Raw genomic sequence first — 24,706 nt, forward strand, 5'->3', positions numbered from 1 at the left:
TCCCCTAAATTTCTCTAATCTCTAAACCGTGTACTGACTTCATCAAGTGTTTTTTCAAGCGGTAAACTGGCAAGCTCCGCGTCATCTTGCTTTTGACATCCTCAACGACCAGTTGCCCTTTTTCCTGATAAACAAAATCTGCGACATACTTGATTGCTAGCTTGCGTCTTGGCTCGTTTTCAAACTTGACCGACTCAGCCAAAATGAATGCTTTTTGCAGTTCCAGATTCTTGATTTCTCCTGCACGCTCCAACAATGACAAATCCCGATAACGTCTCGCTTCTTTCTGACTATCGAAAGTGATGCCGTTAAGCACCACCTTCTTGTTGTTGTATTTAGTCATTGGCACCTCGCTGGGCTTCTTCATCAAACCACCACAGGAACATCCCGCAGCAAATTGCATGAGCTAAATGATGCTCTCCTGTTTCAGGGTCTTTTTGCTCACCATGCCACCAAGCGTCAATATGACGTTGCATTGCGTCGTAATATCGCACCTTAGCGTCAGGAACGCGCTTCCAGTTGTCTACTTGATACTTTGTAGCCCCAAACTCTAAAACTCGAATTACAGCGTTTAGAGCGCCTTTTGGAAGCAGCGACATTCTTGGCTTGTTTTTGTCAAACTTTTGACCCTGCTTACTCATACCAAACTCTCCATTCCCCACGTATCAAATCTTCATGCAACTTGCTTTCTTCATCTGCTGCTTGATGCATCGCTTCAAGTTGCTCTAGCAGCAGTTCTTTTTCTTGCAAGTCAGTCGTTCGATTGATCTGATCTCTTAATTCTTTAAATCCAGTCATGCCGCCAACTCCTGTAAACGATATTTCCTGCGCATTCCGCGATTCACACGCTCTGCTTTAAACTTGTTGTAAGACTGAAAATCTTTAAATTTCACATCTGCTTTCATGTAGCACATGCACTTAAACAGCTTGTAACCCTTATCTAAAAATGGCTTATGCACATCATCAGTTTCTTTCTCTAAGCCTTTCCATCTGCGTTTGAATCCATGCTCATCCACCACTTTTTTATCGCTACCCCCAAGCTTGAATTGGTCGTAAGTCATAGCAGGCACATCAAACTGCACTGCTGACGTTTGAATGTCTGTTGGGTCGTCCTTGTGGTAATAGTAAGAATCCATACCCACAAAAAACGCAGTGTCGTCCACCATCAAATCCCAAAAAATTGGCACAACAAGATCGCCATCGAAATACTCATACATACCCTCGATACTTTGTTTTTGTGACAGGCCAGCCGCTTTCAATCTGTTTGATGCTTCGGTCAGCTCAACATCATCAAACGATGACCAAAGCTCATAAGTTTTAGCCAATTCATTTCGATACAGATTGACCAATTTGTTTGGGTTATATTTCTTATTGCGCTTTTTCATGCTGCCAACCCTCCAGTAAACTTTTTCAACTTCTCAATATGTTGATCAGGGATAAGTGCCCTGCCGTTTAACCAGTGATGTATTGGTGAGCGTGACACCCCTAAATACTCAGCTACTCTCACCTGCCCACCTCGACCAAGCGAATTAACAAGATTGGTTAAGAACTTAGTATTTGGATGGCTTAAATATCGCTCCCGATTCTTTTCAGCACTTCGCAAGGTGTTTTCATATTTACATTTGGCGCATCGGTGACTCTCACCATTCACACCAATATAAAATTCAGTTTCACCATGCTTTTCGCATAATGCTGTAAATCGAGTTTCCCCTTGTTTTAAGGCTTTAATTGCAGCTCTGTTGCGCTCCTCTCTTTTCTTAAATGCTTCCATGCGAGATGGGTTTTTCCCATGCATGCGATTCCGTTCACGCTCACGCTTACAAGCAGTGCAGTCAGCACCTGTTGTTGGTCGCAATTTAAAAATCGTTTCACCGTGTTTTTCAAAGGTAAATACAAACTCTTTGAGCCCTTGCTCTCTTGCTTGACGTGTGGCTGCAAGCCTTTCGAGTTTAAGAGGCGACACCTCTTTTTTCTCTTTGTTTAAGCTGCGCTCATCTAAACAAGCCAAGCAATAGCCGCGCTGCTGAGAATCATAAATCTTGTATTTGGTGTGCCCATGATGTCGGCAATATCCCAAAAACTCACTTTCACCATTTTTAAGCGCTTCCAATCTTGCATTGATGTTTTTCTTGCGAAGCTCCAGCAGCTCATTGTTTGCAACTGCGGCCTTGTTTCTTTCCGCATGACAATCGGTACAGTAGGCGCTGTTATTGCCATTCAATCTAAAGCGAGTCATACCGTGATATTGGCAAGGTGCATCAAAACTCTTTTCACCAGTCGAGAGCGCAGTTTTACGAAGCATTCCCACCACACGCTTTCTTAATACGTTTGGCTCGATTGGCGCGAAAGTGACAAGCTTTAAACTTGTCTTTTTCTTAATTACCTCTAGTTTGCGCTCTGCCTGCGCTTTTTTCCTTTCCGCATCTGCGATAGCTTTTTTCTTCAATCGTTCCTGTAATCGCTGTTTTTTAGCCTTTTCGAGCATGTTTTGCTTAGACTTCTTGATCTCTGCCAATCTGCGAGCCTTGTCTGCCTCTTTTTGAGCTTTAATCGCAGCATTTGCCTCTGCAATCTTGCGCTCTTTCTCCAATCGCTCAGACTCAGTTTCTACACCTGGCATTCGGCCTTTCACCGATGGGATTATTCCATCCTTAAAATGAGTGAACCCCATCGGCAATTCTGTGATTTTATTTTTCTCAAGCCATGCCTCGACATCATCTTCAAGTGCTTTGCTTTCAGCCTTTTTTGCAATCAATACAGATACAGGTGTATACGCCCCAGCTTCTGCTTTTGAGAGTGCTAAATATTCCGATCTTGAACCTGTCATTTCCCACCCTCCACGTAATACGCCAAATCCTGCATGTGCTTTAAAAACTCTGGTGGCGCTTCATTCAGCACATCCCAATCCATGAATACTTTTTTCATCGCAGCCAGTGCCGCCTGTGCAACTTCAAGAGGCATGGTCACTTCAAGCCAATCTTGAGTTTTGTCGTCGTGTTGGTCTTTCATGATGCACTCCCAAACAAATCATCTTGCTCACCTTGGCGCACATCACCACCCCACTGCATAGCCATAGCATCAGCAATCCCCTGGAAAGTTTTTGAGCGTATATTTGATCTATCCGCACTGCCTCGAGCATCCGCATACCATTTAGCCATGCGCTTGCCGCTTGCAAACTCAACCATCTCCCCTTTATCAACAATATTTGTTGGTTTGAGCGATGGCAGCCCCTTCAACCAAAGACATGTTGTTTTTTGAGCCTCATCCCCAAACTGCCAAGGCTGAATGATTTGGTCGGGTTTACGCCACACGCTCGACATAATGCAGACAGGGTTTTCAATAGCAATCCGCGGAATATTGCTTTTAGCCAACATCATGAAAAAGCTAACTGCTGCATGTTGGCGTCCATCTAAAACTTTATCCTTGAACCAGGCAGCACCGCTCACAGCAATGTGTGTGCATGGCGGGTGTGCAATCATCATGTCAAACGGATAATCCAGGAGGTCGCGTACATCACCCTGGTAATGTGGCCCAAAGTCAGAATCACTTGGCTGCATGTCACATGAGATTGCATCATGGCCAAGCTTGATGAATGCATCGCGGACAGTGCCGGACTTCTCGCATGCGATTAGAATCTTCACACCCCACCCCCTAACACCGCACCAAACTCACCGATCAATTCAATTTGCTGTTTGCACCAATCTTGGCGAAATTCAATCTCCCAATCTTTTAAGTCGCTGTTGTTGTAATCAAAGATTGAGGCCCATCCTGAGCCGTGTCTTGGCAATGGAATCTCGCATGTGTTCAATTCGGGACTGAGCACCGCATTACTGAACTGTGATAAGTATTCAAGTTTGGTCATGCTGCACCGCCTTTTTCACTCAAAAAACGCACCGCATTCGGCAATGGTTTTTGCTCAGCCTGCAAAGCCGCTTTGTATTTTTCAAAATCATCAAACGGGTCAGGCCAATAATCAGAATCAGCTTTCATTTCCAAGTCGTGTTCAGCATGCTCAAACTTGTTTGCTTTCTTAACCTCGCCACGAATTGCAATTTGTGCTTGAACAAACGCCTCTTTTGGTGTCATACCCTGCTCACGCAATCGGTTAGCCATAGTCAAAATCAACTGCTGTTCTTCGTTTAATCCTACTTTTTGTGCCGTGGTTTTTTCCTCAGCGATTTGCTTCGTTCCGATCTGCAAAGGTGCTTTGTAGAACTCCTGTGATTTTCCGCTAACCTGTGCCTTGAGTAGATTGGCGTTATAAACACCCTTGAATTGGCTTTGTGCCTCACGCATCTGGCCCATCGTGATCAAGTGCTCCACTTGCTCCAGCGCGTATTTCGCCAGTGTGGTGATCTTGTTCTTGTTGCGGTCTTTGGTGTATTCACATGCACGCGCCCATGCTTCATCAACTGACCACCACGAACCAGATACACATAACGCTCTAAATTGCGCTATAGATGGGCAGTAAGCTTGTGTGCTTAGTTGGGCTAGTCCAAAGTGAAATTGAGCCTCAGACACGCCAACCATTGCACCTGTGATGATAGTTTCGACCTGCTCAGGTGACACGTTACCCATTTGATGTGTAAACAGGTTGCCGTGAATGACGCGCATGGTGTCAATAAGTTGCTGTGCTTGCTGTGGGCCAAAAAAGAAATTAGTCATGCTGCACCTCGATCACATCAATGATGTTGTTCGGCTGCTGCTGATTTCGTTTTGCGTAGTAATTAGCCCATGCGTCATCACGTTGTTGTTTTGGCTTGGCTTGATTGGTTTGCTTTGGTTCAAATAAGCCTTGGTAGTTTCCAGTGATGGAAGTTTTCAAAGATTGATTGCTGCCGTCATAACCCCATTTCTGGAAATCTTTGTAGATCGTGTTTAGGGCATTTTTGGTTAGCTTGGTTTTTGCTGTCATTGATCGACTAGAAACGTATTGCTCCCAAAGAGAGAAATCACAGAGTTGTGCAAAGCTTGTTGCAGTTAATTTAATAACTTCGTCATAAGATAATTTACGAGCCTTGTCTTTACGCTCAGCCTCGGCTTTTGCTTTTTGCTGTTTTACAAAGATTGGGTAACTGTAAAAATTGGCTTTCAAAGGTTTTTTAGAGCGAAGCGATTTAATTAATAATTCTATAGATAGAGTTCTATAAATTAATTCTATTGTGTCTTTACTAGGTAAAGTGGCTATCGCTTCACTAGGTAAAGTGCTGCCCTTTACTAAGGGAAGTGCTTTACTAGGTAAAGTGGTATTTTCTTTAGTAAAGTGCTCTGCGAGTGAAACCTCATTAATCTGGTACTCATTACCCTTTCGACTGTTCTCGCTAACCAGTGTAATAACGCCCAAATTAAGCAACTCTTTAAGACCATTACTCACTGTTTTTGTGCTTAGTTTTTTTGAGCCTGGTAGCTTTCCGCCTTGCAATTGAGAGTAGCTAACATGGTCGGTTATCTTGTCCTTAAATCCGTTTATACGATCCTCAAGCTCCGCATACACATTCTTTGCCGCATCACTCAAAAATGGACGAACCTCTTGGCGATATAATCGACTAGACATGACATAGCCTTTTTCAAACTTGTCAGCCATTTTTTTACCTTTGGAGAATTGGACAATGTTGTCCTCGTGTTTTTTTAGTGCTGTCATGCTGCACCACCTTGCTTTACAGCAAATTGTGCTAACATTTTTTGTTCAGGATTTCTGAACTGTGGTAAAATTGGCATGTTCATATTGGGTAGCTCCTTATTGAACATTTGGCTCATCTGTTCCAGCAGATGGGCTTTCTTTATTTGTGGACGATGTATTCACCGTATTTGTGGTACTACCAAACGCCCTGCTGAGATACTCATGTTGTTTCTTGAACTTCAGGAGCTTCTCAATGGCTGCATCCCGAATCCACTCCGAACGCTTTATGTCATCCATTGCTGCCAGCGCATCAATCGCCTGCAATGCTTCATGTGTCATGCGGACTGATGTTGAGTCAGTCTTTTTCCCATGCACGTCAAGAAAACCTAAATCCAATGCTTCTTGCATATCGTCCACCCCCATTACGCAGCACCCTTGTCACGAGCCACGCTTGAAATATTTGGATTTAAGAAGATATGCGGGTACTGGAGCTTTACTTCCGCAGGTATCCCTCTTGTCATCCAGTTTTGAACTCGCTGTTTGCTTTTTAAGCCAAGCATCTCAGCAACTTTTGTTGACCCACCAAGAGCAACAATGATGTCTTTATCAGTGCTGATAGACATTTCACTCTCCTATAAACATTTGTGTATTAGATAGTAAACGCTGTGTTTACTGATGTCAAATCATTTGTTTAACACAATTTGTTTACTGTTGAGATAATAAAACTAAGAACAAAAGGGGTTTGTTATGCACGATTCATTTAAAAGACTGCTTGAGGCGAGCAACAATCTAAGCCAGGAAGAAATCGCAAGACGTATTGATGAATCACCACAAACGCTGACCAACTGGAAGAAGCGTGGTGTGTCAAAAGCTGGGTCTTTAAAAGCTGCTGCTGAGTTTGGCTGTTCTGCAAACTGGATTTTAAGTGGTGTTGGCGAGAGCTCTGGTAGTGATGTTTCTCGTGTTGCAGGGTGGGATAGCTCCACCCCACTAGAAAGTGATGAGGTTGAAGTGCCGTTTTATAAAGATGTTTTAGTGTCTTGTGGCTCAGGGTCGCTTGGCGAAATCATAAACACAGAAACAAGAAAATTAAGACTAAGTGCTTCAACACTAAGACGTTATGGGGTTGATCCAGCAAATGTACTGGCATTAACAGCTTTTGGCAACTCAATGTCTCCAGTCATTAATGATGGTGCAACGGTTTACGTTGATATAGGCAGAAAGAATGTTATTGATGGCAAGATTTATGCGATATGTCACGGTGGTCTTTTTAAGTTTAAATACTTATACAGAATGCCGATGGGTGGCATAAGGATTGTTAGTGCCAATAGTGACGAATACAAAGAAGAAGTTTTAACGCAGCAAGAAATTATCGACCAGGAGTTTGAAGTTATTGCTTATGCATTTAATGTGCAAAATTCGCTGCCATAGATAAGTAAACAAAATGAAATTTTAAGACTGCTTATGCGGTCTTTTTTTATGTCTATATAAAACAGTTGTTTATAAAATAATTAAACATTTGTTTATTTAAAGTGTTGACTACAGTACACATCATGTTTACTATTGACCTCGTAAACAACAAAAAGCCCCGACGGTCTGGACAACTACGGGGCTCGAATACAACGAGGTCATTATGGCAACAAACACATCCCAAAACAAGCTAGTCGAAACGCTAATTAAGCGCCAAGACAAAAAACGCTTTGTTTCTAAGCTTAAAAGCTTTGCTTCAAATGCTGCTGCATCTGCATTGATTGCAGCAAGTACATTCATCTTTTTGGGCGTTGGTCTAAAGGCTTGTGAAGCTGAACAGGTTTCACAGGTGAATGCGGCTAAGGCACACCAGGAGGCTATGCGATGAGTATTCAAGCACCTACCTGCGCATGTGGTCGCATTGCAAGTAAACCACACCAATTTCACGGCAAGCCAAACGTGCTGATCTGGGTTTGCAGTGAAGGTCATTCAACACGTATTACCTACTGTTCTGAAAACACCTTGAAAGCAATCAAGGAGTTGTTTAGCGAGGTGGCAGCATGAACGCATCTGTTGAAACACTGATCTTGCCGTTGCTAAACAGCTACGGCACAGAGCTTGAAAAGGTTTGTATCACTGGTGATCTGCTCAAGCGTTTAAAACATACACAGCAAGGTTTTTGCCGTGACTACAAATCAACAAGCTACATGACTGACTTCAAGACAAAGCTTAATTTTGTCATCACAGAAGATGAAATAAAGCTCACTTGTCAGTTTGTTGAATTTCGCGGGCCATCACTGCCAAGAATTGAAAAACCAAAATATGTTGTGCCAGTGCAATTGGCAGATATTTATCCATCGCATAGACATGCAGGCGACTAAGCCAATCCAAAGAATGAATACTGAATATTGAGGACTGAAAAATGAGTATTGCAACATTAATTTTAGGCCAGTCTGGTACTGGCAAATCTACAAGCCTTCGCAACCTAAACCCTGAAGATGTTCTTCTTATTCAGGTGGTGAAAAAGCCATTGCCGTTCAGGTCTGCTAACTGGAAGCCGCTTACTAAAGAAGGTGGTTCGATTGTGGTTACAGACAATCCGCAGCAAATCATGGCAATCATGAAAAAATCAACCCGCCCAATCATTGTGATTGATGACTATCAATACGTCATGGCGAACGAATACATGCGCAGAAGCCAGGAAACAGGCTTTGCAAAATTTACCGAGATCGGTCGCAGCACATGGGAAATATTTACAGCTGCTGCCCAGCTTGCAGATGACAAGCGCGTCTACATCCTGAGCCATACAGAGGAAAGTGAATCAGGAAAAACCAAGATTAAAACCATTGGCAAGATGCTGGATGAAAAAATCACTTTGGAAGGCATGGTGTCGATCTGCCTACAAACAGAAATCATAAATGAACAATACATTTTTATGACCAAAAACAATGGTCAAAACACAGTTAAGTCCCCTATCGGTTTGTTTGAGGATGAGCATATCGAAAATGACTTAAATGCAGTTGATAAGGCCATTTGTGAATACTACGGACTAACAACTGAATCAAACCAAGCAACTGAAGCATAAGGAATAAACCATGACTACTTATCAACAATTCACACTAAACACTGAATCAGCGAAAAAAGCCGATGGTGGTGGTCGCATAGAATCGACTGGCAAATATGTCGGCATGTTCAAACACGCTGAGTTTGTGACTGCTCAAAGTGGTGCACAAGGTATTGAGTTTCATTTTGTTGCGAATGATGAATCAACTGCATCATTCACTGTTTGGACGCACAACAAGAATGGTGAAACAATTTTTGGTTATGACAAGGTGAACTCAATTCTTACTTGCGCCAAAGTTAGAACATTGACGCCTACAAATCGAACACTTGAAAAGTACGACTTTGATGCTGGTGGCAAGGTCAATAAGCCTTGCGTGGTGGCACCTGAGCTTGATAACAAACCAATTGGCTTACTGCTTCAGCGTGAAAATTACCAAAACCAAAATGGTGAAGCTCGTTATCAAATGAACTTCTACGCTGCTTTTGAAGCTCAAACTGAGTTCATGGCTGCTGAAATACTTGAAAAAGCAACAAAAGCCACAGCACTTGAAAAGGTTTTTAGCCGCTTACTCAACGTGGGTGACGCATATCGAAAGCCAAAGTCTAATCAAGGTCAAAGCTCATACCAACAAAACGCAGGCTCTTATGCAAGCAACGCTGGCGCACCACCAAAAGGACACCCTGCTGATTTAGACGACGATCTTCCGTTCTGAATCTAGTAGCACAAACCAGTGCGGCACATTGTGTCGCACGCATAAACAAGGAGTGGCAGCATGAAATTCTTAAAAATTGGCAACACTATTCTCAACATTGCACAGATTGAATGCGTCACTGAAAACAAGGTGATTGTTGGATATTCGGGTGCTGATGACCTGCCATTTGGTGATGAAATTAGGGAAGTGAAAGGCATTCAGGTTTTTATGGCTAGTTATTCAGATCATGGCGGTTGCTTTGTTTTTGAAAATGAAACCATTGAATCATTTTATGAAAAATTGGTGGCAGCATGAAACTACCCAACAGTATTTCACCCGCCTTTATCGAATGGCTAGATCGTGGCGGTCACAAAATCGAACTCAAGAAAAACGCCATGATTGTGAAAAAGCAATTTAGTGATGGTGTGAAACGCAGCGTGATTCCTTTCGAGCGTCACGAAATTAAAGAGTTTTACGAATTAGATGAATATCTTTCCCAGCGTTATGAGCTTTTTCTAAAGCAGTATTTCAACAATGGGAAAGGTTTTATTCAGGATTTGCATTTAGCTATGGCGAGCAAGTATCGCAAGGCTGTGATGATGAATAATTTGGCGAAGGTGGCATGATGAGCACGTTGAAAGATTTAAACAAGCATCTGTTTGATCAATTGGATCGCCTGGCGAAAGCTGACAAAAGCGAGCTTGAAACCGAGGTTAAACGCGCTCAAACAGTCGCTCAAGTCAGTGAAAATATTATTGATGCACATAAAACACAGTTGGATGCTATTAAGTTGATTGCAGAATACAAGGGCCTTAACCCAAACCAGGAAGTGCCTAAAATTGCGCTTGGTGATATGGACATGGAGGTGTAGCCATGTCAGATACAAGATTTAAGAAAGGTCAAACACCTTGGAATAAAGGCCTGAAAGGTGTGAATGGTACGTCAGAAACAAGATGGAAAAAGGGCAACGTGCCGCATACTGCCCGACCTGTTGGATATGAGCGTGTCAATCGCGATGGTCATGTCGAAATTAAGGTCGAAGGTCACAGGCAGATGGTTTACAAGCATCGGTGGGTATGGGAGCAGCATCACGGTGCAATACCTAAAGGCATGGTTGTGTCATTCAGAAATGGCGTTCGCACAGATTGCAGAATCGACAATCTAATACTTTTGACACGCGCTGAGTTGGCCAGATTGAATCAATCGTACATAAAGCACAGCACACCTGAAACGCATGAATCATGCATTTTACTGGCAAAAATTAAAGACAAAACTCATAAATTAAAGGTGGCGTGATGGATATTGAAAATAATTCAGTTGTAACTGATGTTGATACCGAAATTCTAGACGGTGAGATTACTCAAATCTCAAATGATTTTTCTGAAACCTATTATTTTGATGGTGAGCAGGAAGAAGAATTGGAAATGCTTGTTGCTAAGGCGATGAAACTTGGTGAGCTGTATGAGCGTAAAAAGTGGCAAGCAGCCAAAGCCCAAGCCATTCCAGACGGTTTTGTGGTTGTGCCGAAAGAGCCGACGCCAAAAATGATTGATGCAGCAGATAATTGCGCGATTGATGGGAAAGTCACAGCCAATATTATCTACAAAGCCATGCTTGAAGCACAGGAGCCAGCCAATGACTGAAATTCAATGCACAAATATCAGTTTTGCACAGCGCACGATTGATGATCTTGTTTCAAGAGACAAGCCGTTTACGTTGTCTTTAAGTCCAGGTGATACAGGATCGCTTCATTATATAGCGATTCAATCAGATCACTTGCATAGTGACTTTGTTATGAATCTTGCAAAATCAACTTATCAGCGTGTCATCAATGGCACAGGTATTTTGCTTGATGTGACAGATAAAAATGCGGATGCGCTTTATCACATGCTTTCCGCTTATACAGCAAAAAGCACTCATAGTGTGTTTGTAGAGAATTTGGGTTTAAATGAGGTGGCAATATGACAGCAATGGCAAATATGGGCAACTTAGTTGTTGCCCTGCCTCCTGCGGATATTTGGCTTACAGATGAACAGGCGGCAGATTTTTTGGGTTATGCGGGCACTTATTTCAAAGCATCTATTATTTGCTTAAAAGGATTCCCAAAACCAAGATACATTACAGACAATTCAAAAGGTCGTAGATGGAACTTAAAAATGCTATCTGATTGGTTAAGTGAAAGACCAGAAGATTTGAAAATTAAGACAGGCAGACCCCGCAAAATATAGCTGGGTTTTTCTTGTTTAAAATATGGATTACGCCAATATTACGCCAAAGTACATATAAGTTATTGTTTTTATAGTATATATTGGTGCGCTCAGCGGGACTCGAACCCACGCCACAGGCTTCGGAGACCTGTACTCTATCCAGTTGAGCTATGAGCGCGCGCTGCACATCATAACAAAAAATTGCTGAAGGTAAAGCAACTATATATAAGTTACGTATTTTTATGCTTATGCTTTAAACAATGTTCCAAACTTGCAACATAGAATTCCATCTAACTTACTTGGTTTATTGGCGCAGATCGCTCACAATAGTGGCTCTATTCCTCAAGTGAGAATTTCATGACTGATGCATTGACGTTAAGGGACGTGTCAAAGACCTATCGAAATGGTTTCCAAGCACTGAAAGGAATTAATTTGACCGTTCCTGAAGGCGAGTTTTATGCCCTACTTGGACCCAATGGTGCAGGTAAATCTACAACCATTAGCATCATCAGTTCTCTCACCAAAAAAACGGCAGGTACAGTAGAAATTTTTGGGCACAATTTGGATACACATCCATCTCAAGCCAAGCAATGCTTAGGGGTTGTGCCGCAAGAATTTAACTTTGGTCAGTTTGAAAAGACGTTTGACATTTTGGTCACACAAGCAGGCTATTACGGTATTCCTAAAAAAGTTGCCGAACAACGTGCCGAAGAATATTTAGAAAAACTGGGTTTGTGGGATAAACGTGCCACTCAAGCGCGTATGCTGTCTGGCGGTATGAAGCGTCGTTTAATGATTGCACGTGCCATGATGCACGAACCGAAACTGCTTATTTTAGATGAACCGACTGCAGGTGTAGATATTGAGCTGCGCCGTTCAATGTGGGATTTCTTGACAGAAATGAATGATAAAGGCACTTCAATCATTCTCACTACCCACTATTTAGAAGAAGCGGAAATGTTGTGTCGTCGTATCGCGATTATTGATCGTGGTGTGATTAAAGAAGACACTTCAATGAAAAACTTCTTAAACCAGTTAAGTGAAGAATCTTTTATTTTTGATTTAGCTGAACCGATTCAACCCATTCATTTAGATATTATTGGTGTACGTTTCAACCTAATTGATGCAGTGACCCTAGAAGTCACCATGGATAAAGCTCATACCTTAAATGATTTATTCCAACTTTTAGAAGCGCAAGGCATTCGCGTGCGCAGTATGCGCAATAAGTCCAACCGTCTAGAAGAGTTATTTGTCAAAATGGTCGAAAAGAATTTAGATGGAGCTGCGCAATGAATTTTACCCAACTGCGGATTGCACTCTATACCTTAGTGCATAAAGAAATTCGTCGTTTTATGCGCATTTGGCCACAAACCTTGTTACCACCTGCTATCACCATGAGTTTGTACTTCGTGATTTTTGGTAATTTGGTCGGTTCGCGTATTGGTGAAATGGGCGGCTTTAGCTATATGCAATTTATTGTGCCAGGCTTAATTATGATGGCAGTCATTACCAACAGCTATGCCAACGTATCTTCAAGTTTTTTTAGTGCAAAATTCCAGAAAAGCATTGAAGAACTAATCATGAGCCCTGTACCTTTGCATGCCATTTTATGGGGCTATGTTTTGGGTGGTGTTAGTCGTGGCGTATTGGTCGGTATTATTGTCACCACCATGAGTCTATTCTTTACCGACCTTTATATTACCAATTGGTTTGTTACCATTTATACCGTATTAATTACGTCCTTTTTATTTTCATTAGGCGGTTTTATTAATGCTGTTTATGCCAAATCATTTGATGATATTTCTATTATTCCAACTTTTGTACTGACTCCACTGACTTATTTAGGTGGTGTATTCTATGCCATTAGTGCCTTAAGCCCTTTTTGGCAAAATCTCTCTTTAATTAACCCTGTGGTGTATATGGTTAATGCTTTCCGTTACGGCATTTTAGGACATAGTGATGTCAACGTGACGATTTCATTATCTGTGATTACACTATGCTGCGCAGTGCTTTATGGTATTGCCTATCATTTACTTTCTCGTGGTTCAGGAATGCGTGAATAATGAGTGTTGAACAATCTCTCCTTGGTAAAGACACCAATTATCCTACAGAATATCAACCCGATATTTTATTCCCTATTTCACGTGCTGCTGCACGTGAAAAATATGCAGATGTTGAGGGAATTCAACTCGGGCAAGACTGGTGGCACGTTTTTGAAATTTCGTGGTTGAATGCCGCAGGTGTTCCACAGGTTGCGATTGGTCGGATTACGCTACCTGCTTCATCACCTAACCTGATCGAATCAAAATCATTAAAGCTCTACTTTAATAGTATGAACTTTACTCGCTTTCAGTCTGAAGCCAATTTCATTGAAACTGTTGAGCATGATTTAACGGCTGCAGCACAAGCACCTGTTACGCTAACTTTATTTAAGGTTGATGATTTGGCAATTAGCCAACCTGAAGGTATTTGTATTGATCAGCTCACGCCTGAGCGTTTAGAGCAGCATCCTGACCCAAGTTTATTGCAATTCGATTTAGAACAAGCGGAAGATATAGAGGTACAACTTTTCTCACATTTATTACGCAGCAATTGTCCTGTCACAGGACAACCTGACTGGGGCACGGTTTTTATCCGTTATCAAGGCAAAAAACCTTGTTATCGCAGTATTTTGGCTTATATTATTTCTTATCGTCAGCATAATGGTTTCCATGAACAATGTGTGGAACAGATGTTTGCAGACATCTGGCAAAAATTCGCACCAGAAAAACTGATGGTATATGCAACCTATACACGTCGTGGTGGTTTAGACATTAACCCTTGCCGTGTATCGGACTTAACATGGATGCCTCGCCCTATTCGTTTAGCGCGACAATAACAACATTGAGGTTGAACAATGCCATTTTTTGGATTCATTCCATCTGCAGAATTATTAAATACGATTGAAACTGCACAACAGAAAAAAAATTCAAGTGAGCCGCTGTACCCACTGCGCGACAAAACCGCATTAATGATTAATGAAGAAATCATTGATGCCATTTTAACCGAGTTGGTACGTCGTTTTCCTGCCAGCGATAAACGCGACACTGCCGAAAAACTTGCGGGCTATGTCAAATCTACCGTTGCAGTACTCCTAAAACAATTATTAAGCAAAGCGCCAAATGATGTCGTGAAACAATCGATTGAATTTTCTGAGCGCAGTAGCTTTAAAGATGCAGCAGGCAATGCACGTGTAGGTGAAACGCTCGATGCAAGTTTAGTGACCAACCTGAAACACAACTATGCCGAAATTCAAGCAGGCAATGAAGTGAACAAAGCTGCTTTAACCGAACTATATAAACAGTTTGCAGAAGCGACGGTACGCCACTTTATGAGCGACTTTAACAAAACCCTCGATTTGGGCATGATTAAGCGTAAAGCAGCAGATATTGGCGCAGCAGCGGTAATTAAAGCTGTCCATATTGCGGTGGATAAAATCATCCCAAATTTAACCAAAGAGGAACTCTTGGTTTTAGCGGAATATCACGACACCTTATTCCATCATTAATATCAGTGGGTTTAACTCATAATGCGTTTTAAGCCCTTTTGTTGCATGTTAAGTGCAAAATGCCTGATTTTGATCAGGCATTTTTATATGCAATGCAATATCAGGATATGTCTGCAACTTTTGCACAATCAAGAATAACTTTTTGCACCTAGATTGAATTTTGTTACAAATCCTGCGCGCTTTTTACACATTCTTTGTCTATTTTTGTATAAGTTTTTGCAAACCAGTCACGCATGAATGCTATCTTAGCCGCTTACTTCGCTTTCGCAGTTTGGCCCCAATAGCGGCTTATTCTTCATATATAAGTAGCAACTTATTTACTGCATATAAATAAGTTGTGTAAATCATCAATTTGGAATTTTCCTCAATATGTTCAAACTTGATTTTTATAACAAACTAAAACGTCTTTCTTTACTCATTGGTGCATTTTCTATCACCAGTTTTTGTCAGGCCAATGATTTCCAAAATCATCCGTCTTATGCCAGTTTTAAACAAAAAACCATGCAGACCTATGGCTTGAGTGCAGCACAAGTCGATTGGGCGATGGAAGGCTCTAAAAACTTACCCAATATCATCAACATCATGAACCGCCCAGGCGAAAGTAAGCCTTGGTACGACTATAAAACCAATTTCCTTGCAGAAAGCACTATTCAGCGCGGTGTGCGCTTTAAACAACAATATGCAGACACGCTCAATCGTGCTGAACAGCAATTTGGTGTACCGCAATCCATTATTTTAGGGATTCTGGGTGTAGAAACAGGTTTTGGAAGCAATAAGGGCTCTTTTGTAACCCGTGATGCCCTTGCCACCTTAGGCTTTGGTTATGAACGTCGCGCGGAATACTTTAAAGATGAACTCGCAGCACTGATCGCATGGTCATATAAAGATGGTGTGCCAACTTCTTCAATTGTTGGTTCTTATGCAGGTGCTGTTGGTTATCCGCAGTTTATGCCTAGCAATATTCCAAAATTTGGGGTCGATTATGACGGCAACGGACATATTGATCTACGCAACTCGGCAGTCGATGCCATTGGCTCCATTGCAAACTACTTGGCACAACATGGCTGGCAGCGCAATCAACCCATTGCATTTGCTGCACGATATACAGGCAACAATCCTGACAGTGTCATTGCCAAAGATTTGACCCTGCCAACACCTTATGGGGTTTTAAAATCGCAAGGCGTGATGCCAATGAATCCAATTGTGCAAATAGATGACCTCGACTTGGTCAATGTCATTCAATTACAAGAAAATTATGGTCATATCTACTATATAACCTACCCAAATTTTCAGGTGATTACGACTTATAACCGTAGCCGTATGTATGCGACTGCACTGTGGTTATTGGGCACTGAAATTGCGAGTCGCTAAGTACAAATTTAAATATAAAACCAAAAAGTCAAGAAATATTTTTGACAATTTGATCACAAAACAAACTTTTTACATATAATGTTACAATATTGATTATTTTTTAATCAAATAGAGTTGGTTTTTGGTACTTTTTGTCATTATTTTCGTATAAAGACTAGACACCTTTAGTGAGGGATGAATATTATCCATTTCGTCAAATGTAGTCGAAAAAGTGAAATTACAGACAGGATTATCACTATTTCAATCAGTTAAGAGCGAAATAAGTTAAAAATTCTGTCTTCAGGAGTTCAAACCATGCATAGTTCACTTAAATACTTACTTGCACTTTCTGCAGCTATTGCCCTAAGTCAGTCGCAAGCTGAAATGGTGCAATCATCATTCAACAATGATAATGAGTCATCTAGCCTAGCTGCGCGTGTACTGAACAAAGAAGCACAAAGTTTTAATTCACATTTCTCAAATTTGAATAGCCTTTCAATCACCGAACGTTCAGGCGACCAAATCCGTCGTCAAACGATTGCAGCGAAAATTGAAATTCCTGCTGAAGAGCCTTCAGTGATTGAAAAGTTAAATACAGTGGCATCGAACACTGTACGTAAATTTAGCCAAACAGGTATGGCATCTTGGTACGGTCGCCAATTCCACGGTCGTAAAACTGCAAGCGGTGAAACGTTCGACATGAACGCAATGACTGCTGCACACCGTAGCCTGCCGCTAAACTGCTATATTCGCGTAACCAATAAAAACAATGGTAAAAGCGTTGTAGTTAAAGTAAATGACCGTGGTCCATTCCATGGCAACCGTGTACTCGATCTTTCTTATGGCGCTGCAAAACAATTGGGCATCACCAATGCAGGTACTGCCAAAGTAAGCATTGAGCGTATTGACGGTCCAAACTCTTAAGATTCGCTTACACGACTTCACATTTGACTTGAAAGCCACAGCAATGTGGCTTTTTTAATGCCTGTAAGATTTACAGTCATCCCATGCATGTCTGCACAAAGATGATCCACACAAATTTTGTTGCCACTTCATTTTGAAAATATGAATACTGTTTTGACCACCTCACTGTTCTCAGTTATATTTTAGACAGTCAAACAATAACAACGGATGATCGGTCTACAGGAGTAGCACATGAAGACAGTAAGCGAGTGGCTAGATGAATACAGCGAGAGCCATCAAAATAAAACCAATAAATTAATTCACTGGGTGTGCGTACCTACGATCTTTTTTTCGATTGTCGGCATCTTGGCGCATTTCAGCGCTTTACTAACAACATTACTTCTGGTGCTCAGTTTTATTTTTTATGCACGTTTAGACTTGGTTCTTGCAGTTGCAATGGCAGCATTAATGCTGGTAATGGCATGGCTGATTTATGTTTTGCCTGTTGGAATGGGTTTTTATATCGCAATTTTTGTTTTGGCGTGGATTGGGCAGTTTTATGGTCACAAAGTTGAAGGGAAAAAGCCTTCATTCTTCAAAGACCTCCAATTCCTTCTCATTGGCCCAATTTGGTGCATGGATGCCTATTTAGGTAAAATCCTACCCTCTTGGAAAACACGTCGTAAAAACAGCATTATGAGCATTTAAACGCTATATCCTATTTTCGTTATCGGAAGAACCGTTATTGATAGGTTCTTCCTTGATGTTTTAACCATCCGCCCACGTGTTTATTTGCTGGATCATGATGCGTCCAGTGAATCACCCCACCCTTATCTGAGTATTCATATTCACCAAAAAACTCAACAGTATCACCTTTTGCAATATTGGTAATTCGTGGTGCAAGATCAATATTATGTGCAACCAATACAGTTTGCCCATTATTCAGTTTTAAAATAAATTTTTGATGACGTGAGCCTTCGTTGTCATCCGCTAACACTGCAATGACCTGCCCACTCGCACGGACTTGTAAATCGCTCTGTTTGCGCTCAAACGCACGTTCAATCAGCTGAACACCCTGAGCATCATCTTGCAGCGCATCTCGCTGTACGTCTAACTGCTCTTTTTCAGTTTGCGATGTGCGAGCAGTACTTGTAGATGGTGCATTTGATGTTTCAGACTGAAACTGCTGTAAATCTATGCCAAAAAATGCAGCAATTAGCACTACAATAATTGCGCCGATGCTTAAATTCTTTTTATTTGCCATATAACCTTCTTGTTCTGATTCCGCTCTATACGATTAAGTCAATCACCCATAACATACTGATTTAAAATAAATATTTTTTAATTCTCATCTCAATATTTATGCTTCAATTGCATATCGCTAAAATCTATATTCACAAAAAAGCCCCAAAATAAATTGGGGCTTTCCTTACAAAATATTTTACCTTAAGTAAAAATTATTTTGCAGCAGCTTGAGCAGCAGCAACTTCTTCAGCGAAGCTCATTTCTGCTTTTTTCTCAATACCTTCGCCTACTTCGAAACGAACGAATTGAGCAACAGTTGTACCAGTTGCTTTTAATACTTCAGCAACTTTCTTCTCGTTGTCAATTACGTACATTTGACGATCAAGCGCAACTTCGTTCAAGTATTTTTCAACTGAACCAGTTACCATCTTCTCTACGATGTTTGCAGGCTTACCAGATTCAACTGCTTTCGCTTCTGCAATTTCTTTCTCTTTAGCGATAAGATCAGCAGGAACTTGTTCAGCAGTAACAGCAACTGGGTTGAATGCAGCAACGTGCATTGCAATACCTTTACCAGTCGCAGCATCACCTGTGTAAGAAACAACAACACCGATTTTTAAACCGTGCTTGTACACAGCAAGGTTTTCACCTTCAACGATTTGTGCACGACGAACTTGGATGTTTTCACCAATTTTTTGAACAAGTGCAACACGTGTTTCTTCAACAGTTGCGCCATCTTCAAGTTTAAGTTCAGCAATTTTAGCAGCATCAGTTTCGTTTGCAGCAAGAGCAGCAGCAGCAACTTTCGCAGAGAAACCAGCAAAGTTTTCGTCTTTTGCAACGAAGTCAGTTTGACAGTTTACTTCTAAAAGAATCGCTTTGTTGCCTTCTTGAACGATTGTGATTGCACCGTCAGCAGCAATGTTACCTGCTTTTTTAGCAGCTTTTGCTTGACCAGATTTACGAAGGTTGTCAATCGCTAATTCGATGTCACCGCCCGCTTCTGTTAATGCTTTTTTACATTCCATCATTGCTAGACCAGTACGATCACGCAATTCTTTAACCATGCTTGCTGTAACTGCAGTCATGTTTATCTCCTAAAATCGGTAGAAAATGAATTCTTTTTTTAACAGAAACGGCCCAGAGGGTGTCTCTTGGGCCGTCTGCATACATGACGCTTACTTTGCCACCATCACATGTCGCAAAAATGACAAGCTTACGTCAAAACGCATTAAGCCTCAGAAGCAGGAGCTTCTTCGCCTTTTGCTTGAGCATTGGCTTGAGTTTGAGCGTATTCTTTACCAGCAATGATCGCATCAGCCATTGAAGAAGCGTAAAGTGTTACTGCACGGATCGCATCGTCGTTACCCGGAATAACGTAGTCTACGTTGTCTGGGTTAGAGTTTGTATCAACGATACCGATTACAGGAATACCTAAGTTTTTCGCTTCTTTAATTGCAATTGCTTCGTGATCAACGTCAATTACGAATAATGCGTCAGGTAAACCACCCATGTTTTTCACACCGCCTAAAGCGCGCTCAAGTTTTTCCATTTCACGGCTACGCTCTAAAGCTTCACGTTTAGTAAGCTTAGCAAAAGTACCGTCAGTAGACTGAACTTGAAGATCTTTTAAACGGCTGATAGATTGGCGAAGTGTTTTCCAGTTCGTCAACATACCACCTAACCAACGGTGATCTACATACGGTTGACCAGCGCGTTGAGCTTGTTCACGGATGATTGCAGAAGCAGCACGTTTTGTACCAACGAACAAAACTTTGTTCTTTTTGCTAGCCAATTGGTTTGCAAAGTTCAAAGCATCATTTAACGCAGGAACAGTGTGTTCAAGGTTGATGATGTGAATTTTGTTACGCGCACCAAAGATGTATTGACGCATCTTTGGGTTCCAGAAACGTGTTTGGTGACCAAAGTGTGCGCCAGCTTGAAGAAGGTCGCGCATGCTTACGTTGTAATCTGCCATTTTCTTTACCTTAAATGTTTGGGTTAGGCCTCCATATATCCGCATTCTCCACCCCAAAGGGCACCCAGAGTAATGTGACGATATATGTGCGGATTTTTAATTTCCCTTTTACCAAGCTCTTTGAAACATATTCATAAAAAGCATTTGATAAAATGGGCGGCTATTTATACCATAGTCACACACAAATTTCCAAAAGTTTTTAAAGATCATGAACACAACTTATCAAGCACCTCGTCGACTCATCAAAACCGCAGAAGATATTGAAAAAATGCGCGTGGCAGGACGACTGGCGGCAGAAGTTTTGGAGATGATCAAAGCACACGTTAAACCAGGCGTTACTACGCTCGAACTGGATACGATTTGCCATGACTATATTGTCAATCAACAACAAGCTATTCCTGCCTGCTTAGGTTATGGTGCTGCTCCGGGTCGTCCAGCATTCCAACACACCATTTGCACATCGGTTAACCATGTGGTTTGTCACGGTATTCCGTCAGAAAGTAAAGTGCTGAAGAAAGGCGATATTTTAAATATTGATGTCACAGTCATTAAAGATGGTTTCCACGGCGATACCAATATGATGTATATCGTGGGTGGTGAAACTTCCATTTTAGCCAATCGTTTATGCAAAGTTGCCCAAGAAGCGATGTATCGCGGTATGGCAACCGTTAAACCCGGTTCAACCATTGGTGATATTGGTCATGCGATTCAAAAATATGTTGAATCTGAACGCTTTAGTGTCGTGCGTGAATATTGCGGTCATGGTATTGGGACGACCTTCCACGATGAGCCACAAGTATTGCACTATGGTCAAGCCAACACAGGCATGATTTTAGAAGAAGGTATGACTTTTACCATTGAACCAATGGTCAATGCAGGCGTATGGCAAACCAAATTACTTGGCGATAAATGGACAGTGGTGACCAAAGACCACAAATTATCGGCACAGTTTGAACACACCATTTTGGTCACCAAAGATGGCTTGGAAGTGCTGACTGCCCGCCCTGATGAAGATTTATCACGCTTTACTGCATAACGTGTTTGCAGCCAAAATCTGTCATTGGCTAAAAATTTAACCCGTATGTTAAAAAGATCAGTTCCGACTGGTCTTTTTTATTAATTTCAACGCATACAATTTCTATAAAATCTTTTTATTTCAAACCAATAGAACTTTAAAGCCATCCAATAAAACAAGCATTTTCACGTATTCAACAGTTTTGGATTTAACAAAACACCTGCACACTTTTCCAGTTATTCACAAAAGTTTAAAAAAATATCTTGTAAAAACAACAGTTTTATTTTTCCAGTCCATTTCATAATGCCTTGCATAACAATGCCGTAAATAACAACAAGCAAAATTGGACATGGAGTTCCACAATGAAAAAAACACTATGCTGTTTGGCACTGAGTAGTTTGCCAGTCATCAGTTATGCCAACTCACCTTAAAAGATGGTGATGGTTTTAAACGCTTTTCTGTTTCGGTAGGTGCGCTGCACGTTATGCCACAAGGCAAAGCACAACCTTTTCGGGTCAATACAGCCATTCACAACGGCTACACAGCCGATGTCGGTGAGGTTCAATCTCAAACTGTAAGAGATAATTTACGTGACGGTTTTGAGCCACCCGTATTATTAAGCGGAGCATTAAATTTACTGCCTACCGTACCTGCCAACATGAGTGGACAAGCCACAATTTCAGGTTTGGAGCAATGGGATAATCCCGGCACAGGTTTAGAAGCAGATGATGTCACCACACTGGGTATTATCAGCAACTATTTCTTTACCGATAATATTTCCTTTGAAGTCAAAGGCGGCATTCCACCTAAAGTTGATTTGCAAGGCAAAGGTAAAATTTATGCACCCTTCTCCGCAATTGCACGTCCATTAGGCGGTGCGTTGGGTGAACTAGAATTACAAAATGATATTTTCATTACCGATTTAGCAGCGCATGGCCCTGCTGCTTCTGCCCGCGCATGGACACCTGCATTTGAGTTTCAATATCACTTTGGCAAAACAGGCGTAAATAAATTTCGCCCCTATGTTGGCGTCGGTTTGATGTATGCCTATTTCAATGAATTAGAAATTAATCCACGTACTGAGCAGGACTTAATTGCTTCAGGTCACATGATTGCCAATATTAAAGAAGGAAAATCAGGCGCATCTTTAGAAAGCAAGCCAAGTTCAGCCAATCCTAAAGTTGAGTTAGATGCGACCGATGCGTTTGCGCCAGTTGCGACTGTAGGTTTTACCTATGACTTCAATGAAAAATGGTTTGCAGTTGGCTCACTATCTTATGCACACCTTAAAAATGAAACCACCATTACGGTGACCGATGCCAAACACGGCGAATTAATTCACTCTAAAGCAGATATTGAAGTGAATCCAGTGATTGCCTATGCAGGTTTTGGTATGCGTTTTTAAGCATTAATAGCAGTCTTTGATCAGTCCTATTTAAGACGATAATCCCCTTCACTTAATCCTTCTCCCACAGGGAGAAGGATTTTTCAATATCCATTTGGCTTGTAGCTCATGATCATTTTTTGCTTAGAATATTCAAACTAATATCTATAACCAAATTTTATCATTTGATGAATTTTATTTTATCGCGATCTGCGGCTGAATCGACTACCATAACAAGCTGTTAGCCATACGTGGATGCCTTATGTCGAATGCTCAATTTTCCAAACCTCTAATTTATATGTTAATTGGAAGTGCCATTATTTTGGCATTATCGCTTGGGGTTCGGCATGCATTTGGTTTGTATTTGGTACCGATGAGCCATGAATTTGGCTGGGGACATAATGTCTTTAGTTTAGCCATTGCCATGCAAAACCTGATTTGGGGTGCAGTCCAACCCATCACAGGTGCTTTTGCAGACAAATACGGCAGTAAAATTGTAGTTGCAGTTGGTGGTGCACTGTATGCACTCGGCTTATTGCTCATGGCCGTCAGCTCGACTGGGTTATTGCTAAATTTAAGTGTGGGTTTAATTTTAGGATTGGCTCTTTCTGCGACATCATTCCCAGTATTACTTTCTGCAGTGGGTCGTGCAGCTCCACCAGAAAAGCGTAGCCTTGCAATGGGTATTGCCAGTGCTGCAGGCTCGTTTGGGCAATTTATTATGTTGCCATCGACCTTATTGTTATTACAAAATGTGGGCTGGTCGGGCGCATTAATTGTCAGTGCAATTTTAATTGCCTTGATTGTTCCTTTGGCATGGATGCTCAAAGCACCCATGTATCAAAACCCTAATGCAAGTTCAGTCAGCCAACCCGCTTTAGGCTTTAAGCAGGTTTTGGTGATTGCCAAAAATCATAAACCCTTTTGGTTTTTAGCTTTGGGCTTTTTTGTCTGTGGCTTTCAAGTGGTTTTTATTGGGATTCACTTACCTAGCTACTTAATTGATCATGGCTTTAATGCAACCACAGGCACAGTTTTTCTAGCACTCGTGGGCTTATTTAATATTGTAGGCACCTATACGGCGGGTTGGTTAGGCGGTCGCTATTCCAAACCGCATTTGCTAATGTGGCTTTACGGACTACGCGGCATTGCCATTATCGCCTTTTTAATCCTGCCTTTAAGCATCTGGACAATTTATGCATTCGGGATCATTATGGGTTTGTTGTGGTTATCTACAGTGCCTTTAACCAATGGTATTGTGGCAAATATGTTTGGGATTAAATACCTGACCATGCTCAGTGGCATTGTGTTTTTTACACACCAAGTCGGCTCATTTTTTGGTGGATGGCTTGGCGGTTTAAACCACGATCTGACAGGTAACTATAATGCTATCTGGATTGTTTCTATTGCTTTAAGTGCGTTTGCGGTCTTGGTGCATTTCTGGGTCAATGAGGAGCACGTCATTCATGACTAATTCTTTATTTAATTTTAAAGTGCTGCTCGCGCTGGCGGTTATTGCCCTGCTCGTCTTTTCAATTTTTTTATGGATGCAAACGCCTCAACTGTTTGAGTATTTTAATCAGGCATTCTGCGCACATTAATTGTCTGCGTCACTCGATCTCTTTATCAATGTATTCAATACTGAAGGAGTAACTTATATAACTTGCTCCATTGACTAGATTGCATTTAAACAGCAAATCTATGCAAAATAAGTTAAATGGTTCAAGATCAA

General features: G+C 41.4%; 38 protein-coding genes, 1 tRNA gene and 1 pseudogene. 24 read left to right on the forward strand and 16 right to left on the reverse strand.

Annotation, left to right across the window (positions count from 1 at the left end):
- Positions 1 to 4: 4 nt before the first annotated feature.
- The 12 genes from FTU71_RS02980 to FTU71_RS03035 form a co-directional block, all read right to left on the reverse strand.
- On the reverse strand, positions 5 to 343 hold the full coding sequence (locus FTU71_RS02980) for a DUF1064 domain-containing protein (protein ID WP_180111443.1): 339 nt from the start codon (positions 341 to 343) through the stop codon (positions 5 to 7).
- Complete coding sequence (locus FTU71_RS02985) at positions 336 to 641, reverse strand: dATP/dGTP diphosphohydrolase domain-containing protein (RefSeq protein ID WP_180111329.1); 306 nt, start codon at positions 639 to 641, stop codon at positions 336 to 338. The genes FTU71_RS02980 and FTU71_RS02985 overlap by 8 nt, the downstream gene beginning before the upstream one ends.
- A complete protein-coding gene (locus tag FTU71_RS02990) occupies positions 634 to 798 on the reverse strand; it encodes a hypothetical protein (RefSeq protein ID WP_180111331.1) in 165 nt (54 codons plus the stop codon). Before FTU71_RS02990 ends, FTU71_RS02985 begins: the two co-directional genes overlap by 8 nt.
- The gene (locus FTU71_RS02995; protein WP_180111332.1) at positions 795 to 1,385 is read right to left on the reverse strand and encodes a hypothetical protein; all 591 of its coding nucleotides are present in this window, start codon (positions 1,383 to 1,385) and stop codon (positions 795 to 797) included. Before FTU71_RS02995 ends, FTU71_RS02990 begins: the two co-directional genes overlap by 4 nt.
- Complete coding sequence (locus FTU71_RS03000; RefSeq protein ID WP_180111334.1) at positions 1,382 to 2,827, reverse strand: hypothetical protein; 1,446 nt, start codon at positions 2,825 to 2,827, stop codon at positions 1,382 to 1,384. The genes FTU71_RS02995 and FTU71_RS03000 overlap by 4 nt, the downstream gene beginning before the upstream one ends.
- A complete protein-coding gene (locus FTU71_RS03005; protein ID WP_180111336.1) occupies positions 2,824 to 3,009 on the reverse strand; it encodes a hypothetical protein in 186 nt (61 codons plus the stop codon). The genes FTU71_RS03000 and FTU71_RS03005 overlap by 4 nt, the downstream gene beginning before the upstream one ends.
- Positions 3,006 to 3,641 carry a DNA cytosine methyltransferase gene (locus FTU71_RS03010; protein WP_180111338.1) on the reverse strand — a complete coding sequence of 212 codons (636 nt, stop codon included), beginning with the start codon at positions 3,639 to 3,641 and terminating at the stop codon, positions 3,006 to 3,008. The genes FTU71_RS03005 and FTU71_RS03010 overlap by 4 nt, the downstream gene beginning before the upstream one ends.
- Positions 3,638 to 3,862: a hypothetical protein gene (locus FTU71_RS03015; protein ID WP_180111340.1), complete on the reverse strand. Its 225-nt coding sequence runs from the start codon at positions 3,860 to 3,862 to the stop codon at positions 3,638 to 3,640. Before FTU71_RS03015 ends, FTU71_RS03010 begins: the two co-directional genes overlap by 4 nt.
- Entirely contained in the window at positions 3,859 to 4,665 is an 807-nt protein-coding gene (locus tag FTU71_RS03020; protein ID WP_180111342.1) for a hypothetical protein, read from the reverse strand. Before FTU71_RS03020 ends, FTU71_RS03015 begins: the two co-directional genes overlap by 4 nt.
- The gene (locus FTU71_RS03025) at positions 4,658 to 5,641 is read right to left on the reverse strand and encodes a hypothetical protein (protein WP_257222433.1); all 984 of its coding nucleotides are present in this window, start codon (positions 5,639 to 5,641) and stop codon (positions 4,658 to 4,660) included. The genes FTU71_RS03020 and FTU71_RS03025 overlap by 8 nt, the downstream gene beginning before the upstream one ends.
- A gap of 96 nt (positions 5,642 to 5,737) precedes the next feature.
- Positions 5,738 to 6,028 carry a hypothetical protein gene (locus FTU71_RS03030; RefSeq protein WP_180111344.1) on the reverse strand — a complete coding sequence of 97 codons (291 nt, stop codon included), beginning with the start codon at positions 6,026 to 6,028 and terminating at the stop codon, positions 5,738 to 5,740.
- Positions 6,029 to 6,042: 14 nt separating this feature from the next.
- Positions 6,043 to 6,243, reverse strand: coding sequence for a hypothetical protein (locus FTU71_RS03035; protein ID WP_065712043.1), 201 nt, complete (start codon positions 6,241 to 6,243; stop codon positions 6,043 to 6,045).
- 124 nt (positions 6,244 to 6,367) lie between these two features.
- Here FTU71_RS03035 and FTU71_RS03040 point away from each other — a divergent pair, with 124 nt between their 5' ends.
- The 13 genes from FTU71_RS03040 (at position 6,368) to FTU71_RS03100 (ending at position 11,573) form a co-directional block, all read left to right on the forward strand.
- Positions 6,368 to 7,051, forward strand: coding sequence for a helix-turn-helix transcriptional regulator (locus tag FTU71_RS03040; RefSeq protein WP_180111346.1), 684 nt, complete (start codon positions 6,368 to 6,370; stop codon positions 7,049 to 7,051).
- 202 nt (positions 7,052 to 7,253) lie between these two features.
- A complete protein-coding gene (locus FTU71_RS03045; protein ID WP_180111348.1) occupies positions 7,254 to 7,478 on the forward strand; it encodes a hypothetical protein in 225 nt (74 codons plus the stop codon).
- Positions 7,475 to 7,654, forward strand: coding sequence for a hypothetical protein (locus FTU71_RS03050; protein ID WP_180111350.1), 180 nt, complete (start codon positions 7,475 to 7,477; stop codon positions 7,652 to 7,654). The genes FTU71_RS03045 and FTU71_RS03050 overlap by 4 nt, the downstream gene beginning before the upstream one ends.
- Complete coding sequence (locus tag FTU71_RS03055) at positions 7,651 to 7,971, forward strand: hypothetical protein (protein WP_180111352.1); 321 nt, start codon at positions 7,651 to 7,653, stop codon at positions 7,969 to 7,971. The genes FTU71_RS03050 and FTU71_RS03055 overlap by 4 nt, the downstream gene beginning before the upstream one ends.
- A 41-nt stretch (positions 7,972 to 8,012) precedes the next feature.
- Positions 8,013 to 8,675, forward strand: coding sequence for an AAA family ATPase (locus tag FTU71_RS03060; protein WP_180111354.1), 663 nt, complete (start codon positions 8,013 to 8,015; stop codon positions 8,673 to 8,675).
- Positions 8,676 to 8,685: 10 nt separating this feature from the next.
- The gene (locus FTU71_RS03065; protein ID WP_180111356.1) at positions 8,686 to 9,366 is read left to right on the forward strand and encodes a hypothetical protein; all 681 of its coding nucleotides are present in this window, start codon (positions 8,686 to 8,688) and stop codon (positions 9,364 to 9,366) included.
- A 60-nt stretch (positions 9,367 to 9,426) separates the two neighbouring features.
- Positions 9,427 to 9,660, forward strand: a complete 234-nt coding sequence (locus FTU71_RS03070; protein ID WP_180111358.1) for a hypothetical protein — start codon at positions 9,427 to 9,429, stop codon at positions 9,658 to 9,660.
- Positions 9,657 to 9,971: a hypothetical protein gene (locus FTU71_RS03075; RefSeq protein ID WP_019836581.1), complete on the forward strand. Its 315-nt coding sequence runs from the start codon at positions 9,657 to 9,659 to the stop codon at positions 9,969 to 9,971. Before FTU71_RS03070 ends, FTU71_RS03075 begins: the two co-directional genes overlap by 4 nt.
- The gene (locus FTU71_RS03080) at positions 9,968 to 10,216 is read left to right on the forward strand and encodes a hypothetical protein (protein ID WP_257222434.1); all 249 of its coding nucleotides are present in this window, start codon (positions 9,968 to 9,970) and stop codon (positions 10,214 to 10,216) included. The genes FTU71_RS03075 and FTU71_RS03080 overlap by 4 nt, the downstream gene beginning before the upstream one ends.
- 2 nt (positions 10,217 to 10,218) lie before the next feature.
- Positions 10,219 to 10,641: an HNH endonuclease signature motif containing protein gene (locus tag FTU71_RS03085; protein WP_180111360.1), complete on the forward strand. Its 423-nt coding sequence runs from the start codon at positions 10,219 to 10,221 to the stop codon at positions 10,639 to 10,641.
- Positions 10,641 to 10,988 (forward strand): hypothetical protein, encoded by a 348-nt coding sequence (locus tag FTU71_RS03090; RefSeq protein ID WP_180111362.1) that lies wholly within the window; start codon positions 10,641 to 10,643, stop codon positions 10,986 to 10,988. The genes FTU71_RS03085 and FTU71_RS03090 overlap by 1 nt, the downstream gene beginning before the upstream one ends.
- Positions 10,981 to 11,310 carry a hypothetical protein gene (locus tag FTU71_RS03095; protein ID WP_180111364.1) on the forward strand — a complete coding sequence of 110 codons (330 nt, stop codon included), beginning with the start codon at positions 10,981 to 10,983 and terminating at the stop codon, positions 11,308 to 11,310. Before FTU71_RS03090 ends, FTU71_RS03095 begins: the two co-directional genes overlap by 8 nt.
- Complete coding sequence (locus FTU71_RS03100) at positions 11,307 to 11,573, forward strand: hypothetical protein (RefSeq protein WP_121594692.1); 267 nt, start codon at positions 11,307 to 11,309, stop codon at positions 11,571 to 11,573. Before FTU71_RS03095 ends, FTU71_RS03100 begins: the two co-directional genes overlap by 4 nt.
- Positions 11,574 to 11,654: 81 nt before the next feature.
- Here FTU71_RS03100 and FTU71_RS03105 read toward each other — a convergent pair.
- Positions 11,655 to 11,730: transfer RNA gene (locus FTU71_RS03105), tRNA-Arg, on the reverse strand.
- Between the two features lie 179 nt (positions 11,731 to 11,909).
- Between FTU71_RS03105 and FTU71_RS03110 the strand changes: the two genes are divergently transcribed.
- The 7 genes from FTU71_RS03110 (at position 11,910) to FTU71_RS03140 (ending at position 18,060) form a co-directional block, all read left to right on the forward strand.
- Positions 11,910 to 12,845 carry an ABC transporter ATP-binding protein gene (locus FTU71_RS03110; RefSeq protein ID WP_179988939.1) on the forward strand — a complete coding sequence of 312 codons (936 nt, stop codon included), beginning with the start codon at positions 11,910 to 11,912 and terminating at the stop codon, positions 12,843 to 12,845.
- Positions 12,842 to 13,615 carry an ABC transporter permease gene (locus tag FTU71_RS03115; RefSeq protein WP_004972812.1) on the forward strand — a complete coding sequence of 258 codons (774 nt, stop codon included), beginning with the start codon at positions 12,842 to 12,844 and terminating at the stop codon, positions 13,613 to 13,615. Before FTU71_RS03110 ends, FTU71_RS03115 begins: the two co-directional genes overlap by 4 nt.
- A complete protein-coding gene (queF, locus tag FTU71_RS03120; RefSeq protein ID WP_004972810.1) occupies positions 13,615 to 14,430 on the forward strand; it encodes an NADPH-dependent 7-cyano-7-deazaguanine reductase QueF in 816 nt (271 codons plus the stop codon). Before FTU71_RS03115 ends, queF begins: the two co-directional genes overlap by 1 nt.
- A gap of 18 nt (positions 14,431 to 14,448) precedes the next feature.
- The gene (locus FTU71_RS03125) at positions 14,449 to 15,099 is read left to right on the forward strand and encodes a hypothetical protein (protein WP_070152374.1); all 651 of its coding nucleotides are present in this window, start codon (positions 14,449 to 14,451) and stop codon (positions 15,097 to 15,099) included.
- Between the two features lie 369 nt (positions 15,100 to 15,468).
- Positions 15,469 to 16,470 carry a lytic murein transglycosylase B gene (mltB, locus tag FTU71_RS03130; protein ID WP_096902392.1) on the forward strand — a complete coding sequence of 334 codons (1,002 nt, stop codon included), beginning with the start codon at positions 15,469 to 15,471 and terminating at the stop codon, positions 16,468 to 16,470.
- A 294-nt stretch (positions 16,471 to 16,764) separates the two neighbouring features.
- A complete protein-coding gene (locus FTU71_RS03135; RefSeq protein ID WP_179996093.1) occupies positions 16,765 to 17,373 on the forward strand; it encodes a septal ring lytic transglycosylase RlpA family protein in 609 nt (202 codons plus the stop codon).
- Positions 17,374 to 17,604: 231 nt separating this feature from the next.
- Positions 17,605 to 18,060 (forward strand): DUF962 domain-containing protein, encoded by a 456-nt coding sequence (locus FTU71_RS03140; RefSeq protein ID WP_004972797.1) that lies wholly within the window; start codon positions 17,605 to 17,607, stop codon positions 18,058 to 18,060.
- A 34-nt stretch (positions 18,061 to 18,094) separates the two neighbouring features.
- On the opposite strand, the gene FTU71_RS03145 is transcribed toward FTU71_RS03140, so the two are convergent.
- From FTU71_RS03145 to rpsB, 3 genes are all read right to left on the reverse strand, one after another.
- Complete coding sequence (locus FTU71_RS03145; protein ID WP_004972795.1) at positions 18,095 to 18,616, reverse strand: DUF3465 domain-containing protein; 522 nt, start codon at positions 18,614 to 18,616, stop codon at positions 18,095 to 18,097.
- Positions 18,617 to 18,809: 193 nt separating this feature from the next.
- Positions 18,810 to 19,685 carry a translation elongation factor Ts gene (gene tsf, locus FTU71_RS03150; protein WP_004972793.1) on the reverse strand — a complete coding sequence of 292 codons (876 nt, stop codon included), beginning with the start codon at positions 19,683 to 19,685 and terminating at the stop codon, positions 18,810 to 18,812.
- A 143-nt stretch (positions 19,686 to 19,828) separates the two neighbouring features.
- Positions 19,829 to 20,575: a 30S ribosomal protein S2 gene (gene rpsB / locus FTU71_RS03155; protein WP_004972791.1), complete on the reverse strand. Its 747-nt coding sequence runs from the start codon at positions 20,573 to 20,575 to the stop codon at positions 19,829 to 19,831.
- A gap of 208 nt (positions 20,576 to 20,783) precedes the next feature.
- On the opposite strand from rpsB, the gene map reads away from it, so the two are divergent.
- The 4 genes and pseudogenes from map to FTU71_RS14585 all read left to right on the forward strand — a co-directional run bounded on the left by map (position 20,784) and on the right by FTU71_RS14585 (position 24,575).
- The gene (map, locus tag FTU71_RS03160) at positions 20,784 to 21,611 is read left to right on the forward strand and encodes a type I methionyl aminopeptidase (protein WP_004972787.1); all 828 of its coding nucleotides are present in this window, start codon (positions 20,784 to 20,786) and stop codon (positions 21,609 to 21,611) included.
- A gap of 341 nt (positions 21,612 to 21,952) precedes the next feature.
- Positions 21,953 to 22,995: pseudogene (locus tag FTU71_RS03165) on the forward strand (OmpW family protein).
- 241 nt (positions 22,996 to 23,236) lie between these two features.
- A complete protein-coding gene (locus tag FTU71_RS03170; protein WP_180111366.1) occupies positions 23,237 to 24,448 on the forward strand; it encodes an MFS transporter in 1,212 nt (403 codons plus the stop codon).
- On the forward strand, positions 24,441 to 24,575 hold the full coding sequence (locus FTU71_RS14585) for a hypothetical protein (RefSeq protein WP_004972778.1): 135 nt from the start codon (positions 24,441 to 24,443) through the stop codon (positions 24,573 to 24,575). The genes FTU71_RS03170 and FTU71_RS14585 overlap by 8 nt, the downstream gene beginning before the upstream one ends.
- The last annotated feature ends 131 nt before the right edge of the window (positions 24,576 to 24,706 follow it).

The sequence above is a fragment of the Acinetobacter sp. YH12136 genome, from assembly GCF_013418545.1.
Lineage (GTDB): Bacteria > Pseudomonadota > Gammaproteobacteria > Pseudomonadales > Moraxellaceae > Acinetobacter > Acinetobacter towneri.

What these genes read in the sequence shown, in the direction of transcription:
- FTU71_RS02980 (WP_180111443.1), bottom strand. Translation starts at nt 343, where the DNA reads ATGACTAAATACAACAACAAGAAGGTGGTGCTTAACGGCATCACTTTC.
- FTU71_RS02985 (WP_180111329.1), bottom strand. Translation starts at nt 641, where the DNA reads ATGAGTAAGCAGGGTCAAAAGTTTGACAAAAACAAGCCAAGAATGTCG.
- FTU71_RS02990 (WP_180111331.1), bottom strand. Translation starts at nt 798, where the DNA reads ATGACTGGATTTAAAGAATTAAGAGATCAGATCAATCGAACGACTGAC.
- FTU71_RS02995 (WP_180111332.1), bottom strand. Translation starts at nt 1,385, where the DNA reads ATGAAAAAGCGCAATAAGAAATATAACCCAAACAAATTGGTCAATCTG.
- FTU71_RS03000 (WP_180111334.1), bottom strand. Translation starts at nt 2,827, where the DNA reads ATGACAGGTTCAAGATCGGAATATTTAGCACTCTCAAAAGCAGAAGCT.
- FTU71_RS03005 (WP_180111336.1), bottom strand. Translation starts at nt 3,009, where the DNA reads ATGAAAGACCAACACGACGACAAAACTCAAGATTGGCTTGAAGTGACC.
- FTU71_RS03015 (WP_180111340.1), bottom strand. Translation starts at nt 3,862, where the DNA reads ATGACCAAACTTGAATACTTATCACAGTTCAGTAATGCGGTGCTCAGT.
- FTU71_RS03020 (WP_180111342.1), bottom strand. Translation starts at nt 4,665, where the DNA reads ATGACTAATTTCTTTTTTGGCCCACAGCAAGCACAGCAACTTATTGAC.
- FTU71_RS03025 (WP_257222433.1), bottom strand. Translation starts at nt 5,641, where the DNA reads ATGACAGCACTAAAAAAACACGAGGACAACATTGTCCAATTCTCCAAA.
- FTU71_RS03030 (WP_180111344.1), bottom strand. Translation starts at nt 6,028, where the DNA reads ATGCAAGAAGCATTGGATTTAGGTTTTCTTGACGTGCATGGGAAAAAG.
- FTU71_RS03035 (WP_065712043.1), bottom strand. Translation starts at nt 6,243, where the DNA reads ATGTCTATCAGCACTGATAAAGACATCATTGTTGCTCTTGGTGGGTCA.
- FTU71_RS03040 (WP_180111346.1), top strand. Translation starts at nt 6,368, where the DNA reads ATGCACGATTCATTTAAAAGACTGCTTGAGGCGAGCAACAATCTAAGC.
- FTU71_RS03045 (WP_180111348.1), top strand. Translation starts at nt 7,254, where the DNA reads ATGGCAACAAACACATCCCAAAACAAGCTAGTCGAAACGCTAATTAAG.
- FTU71_RS03050 (WP_180111350.1), top strand. Translation starts at nt 7,475, where the DNA reads ATGAGTATTCAAGCACCTACCTGCGCATGTGGTCGCATTGCAAGTAAA.
- FTU71_RS03055 (WP_180111352.1), top strand. Translation starts at nt 7,651, where the DNA reads ATGAACGCATCTGTTGAAACACTGATCTTGCCGTTGCTAAACAGCTAC.
- FTU71_RS03060 (WP_180111354.1), top strand. Translation starts at nt 8,013, where the DNA reads ATGAGTATTGCAACATTAATTTTAGGCCAGTCTGGTACTGGCAAATCT.
- FTU71_RS03065 (WP_180111356.1), top strand. Translation starts at nt 8,686, where the DNA reads ATGACTACTTATCAACAATTCACACTAAACACTGAATCAGCGAAAAAA.
- FTU71_RS03070 (WP_180111358.1), top strand. Translation starts at nt 9,427, where the DNA reads ATGAAATTCTTAAAAATTGGCAACACTATTCTCAACATTGCACAGATT.
- FTU71_RS03075 (WP_019836581.1), top strand. Translation starts at nt 9,657, where the DNA reads ATGAAACTACCCAACAGTATTTCACCCGCCTTTATCGAATGGCTAGAT.
- FTU71_RS03080 (WP_257222434.1), top strand. Translation starts at nt 9,968, where the DNA reads ATGATGAGCACGTTGAAAGATTTAAACAAGCATCTGTTTGATCAATTG.
- FTU71_RS03085 (WP_180111360.1), top strand. Translation starts at nt 10,219, where the DNA reads ATGTCAGATACAAGATTTAAGAAAGGTCAAACACCTTGGAATAAAGGC.
- FTU71_RS03090 (WP_180111362.1), top strand. Translation starts at nt 10,641, where the DNA reads ATGGATATTGAAAATAATTCAGTTGTAACTGATGTTGATACCGAAATT.
- FTU71_RS03095 (WP_180111364.1), top strand. Translation starts at nt 10,981, where the DNA reads ATGACTGAAATTCAATGCACAAATATCAGTTTTGCACAGCGCACGATT.
- FTU71_RS03100 (WP_121594692.1), top strand. Translation starts at nt 11,307, where the DNA reads ATGACAGCAATGGCAAATATGGGCAACTTAGTTGTTGCCCTGCCTCCT.
- FTU71_RS03110 (WP_179988939.1), top strand. Translation starts at nt 11,910, where the DNA reads ATGACTGATGCATTGACGTTAAGGGACGTGTCAAAGACCTATCGAAAT.
- FTU71_RS03115 (WP_004972812.1), top strand. Translation starts at nt 12,842, where the DNA reads ATGAATTTTACCCAACTGCGGATTGCACTCTATACCTTAGTGCATAAA.
- queF (WP_004972810.1), top strand. Translation starts at nt 13,615, where the DNA reads ATGAGTGTTGAACAATCTCTCCTTGGTAAAGACACCAATTATCCTACA.
- FTU71_RS03125 (WP_070152374.1), top strand. Translation starts at nt 14,449, where the DNA reads ATGCCATTTTTTGGATTCATTCCATCTGCAGAATTATTAAATACGATT.
- mltB (WP_096902392.1), top strand. Translation starts at nt 15,469, where the DNA reads ATGTTCAAACTTGATTTTTATAACAAACTAAAACGTCTTTCTTTACTC.
- FTU71_RS03135 (WP_179996093.1), top strand. Translation starts at nt 16,765, where the DNA reads ATGCATAGTTCACTTAAATACTTACTTGCACTTTCTGCAGCTATTGCC.
- FTU71_RS03140 (WP_004972797.1), top strand. Translation starts at nt 17,605, where the DNA reads ATGAAGACAGTAAGCGAGTGGCTAGATGAATACAGCGAGAGCCATCAA.
- FTU71_RS03145 (WP_004972795.1), bottom strand. Translation starts at nt 18,616, where the DNA reads ATGGCAAATAAAAAGAATTTAAGCATCGGCGCAATTATTGTAGTGCTA.
- tsf (WP_004972793.1), bottom strand. Translation starts at nt 19,685, where the DNA reads ATGACTGCAGTTACAGCAAGCATGGTTAAAGAATTGCGTGATCGTACT.
- rpsB (WP_004972791.1), bottom strand. Translation starts at nt 20,575, where the DNA reads ATGGCAGATTACAACGTAAGCATGCGCGACCTTCTTCAAGCTGGCGCA.
- map (WP_004972787.1), top strand. Translation starts at nt 20,784, where the DNA reads ATGAACACAACTTATCAAGCACCTCGTCGACTCATCAAAACCGCAGAA.
- FTU71_RS03170 (WP_180111366.1), top strand. Translation starts at nt 23,237, where the DNA reads ATGTCGAATGCTCAATTTTCCAAACCTCTAATTTATATGTTAATTGGA.
- FTU71_RS14585 (WP_004972778.1), top strand. Translation starts at nt 24,441, where the DNA reads ATGACTAATTCTTTATTTAATTTTAAAGTGCTGCTCGCGCTGGCGGTT.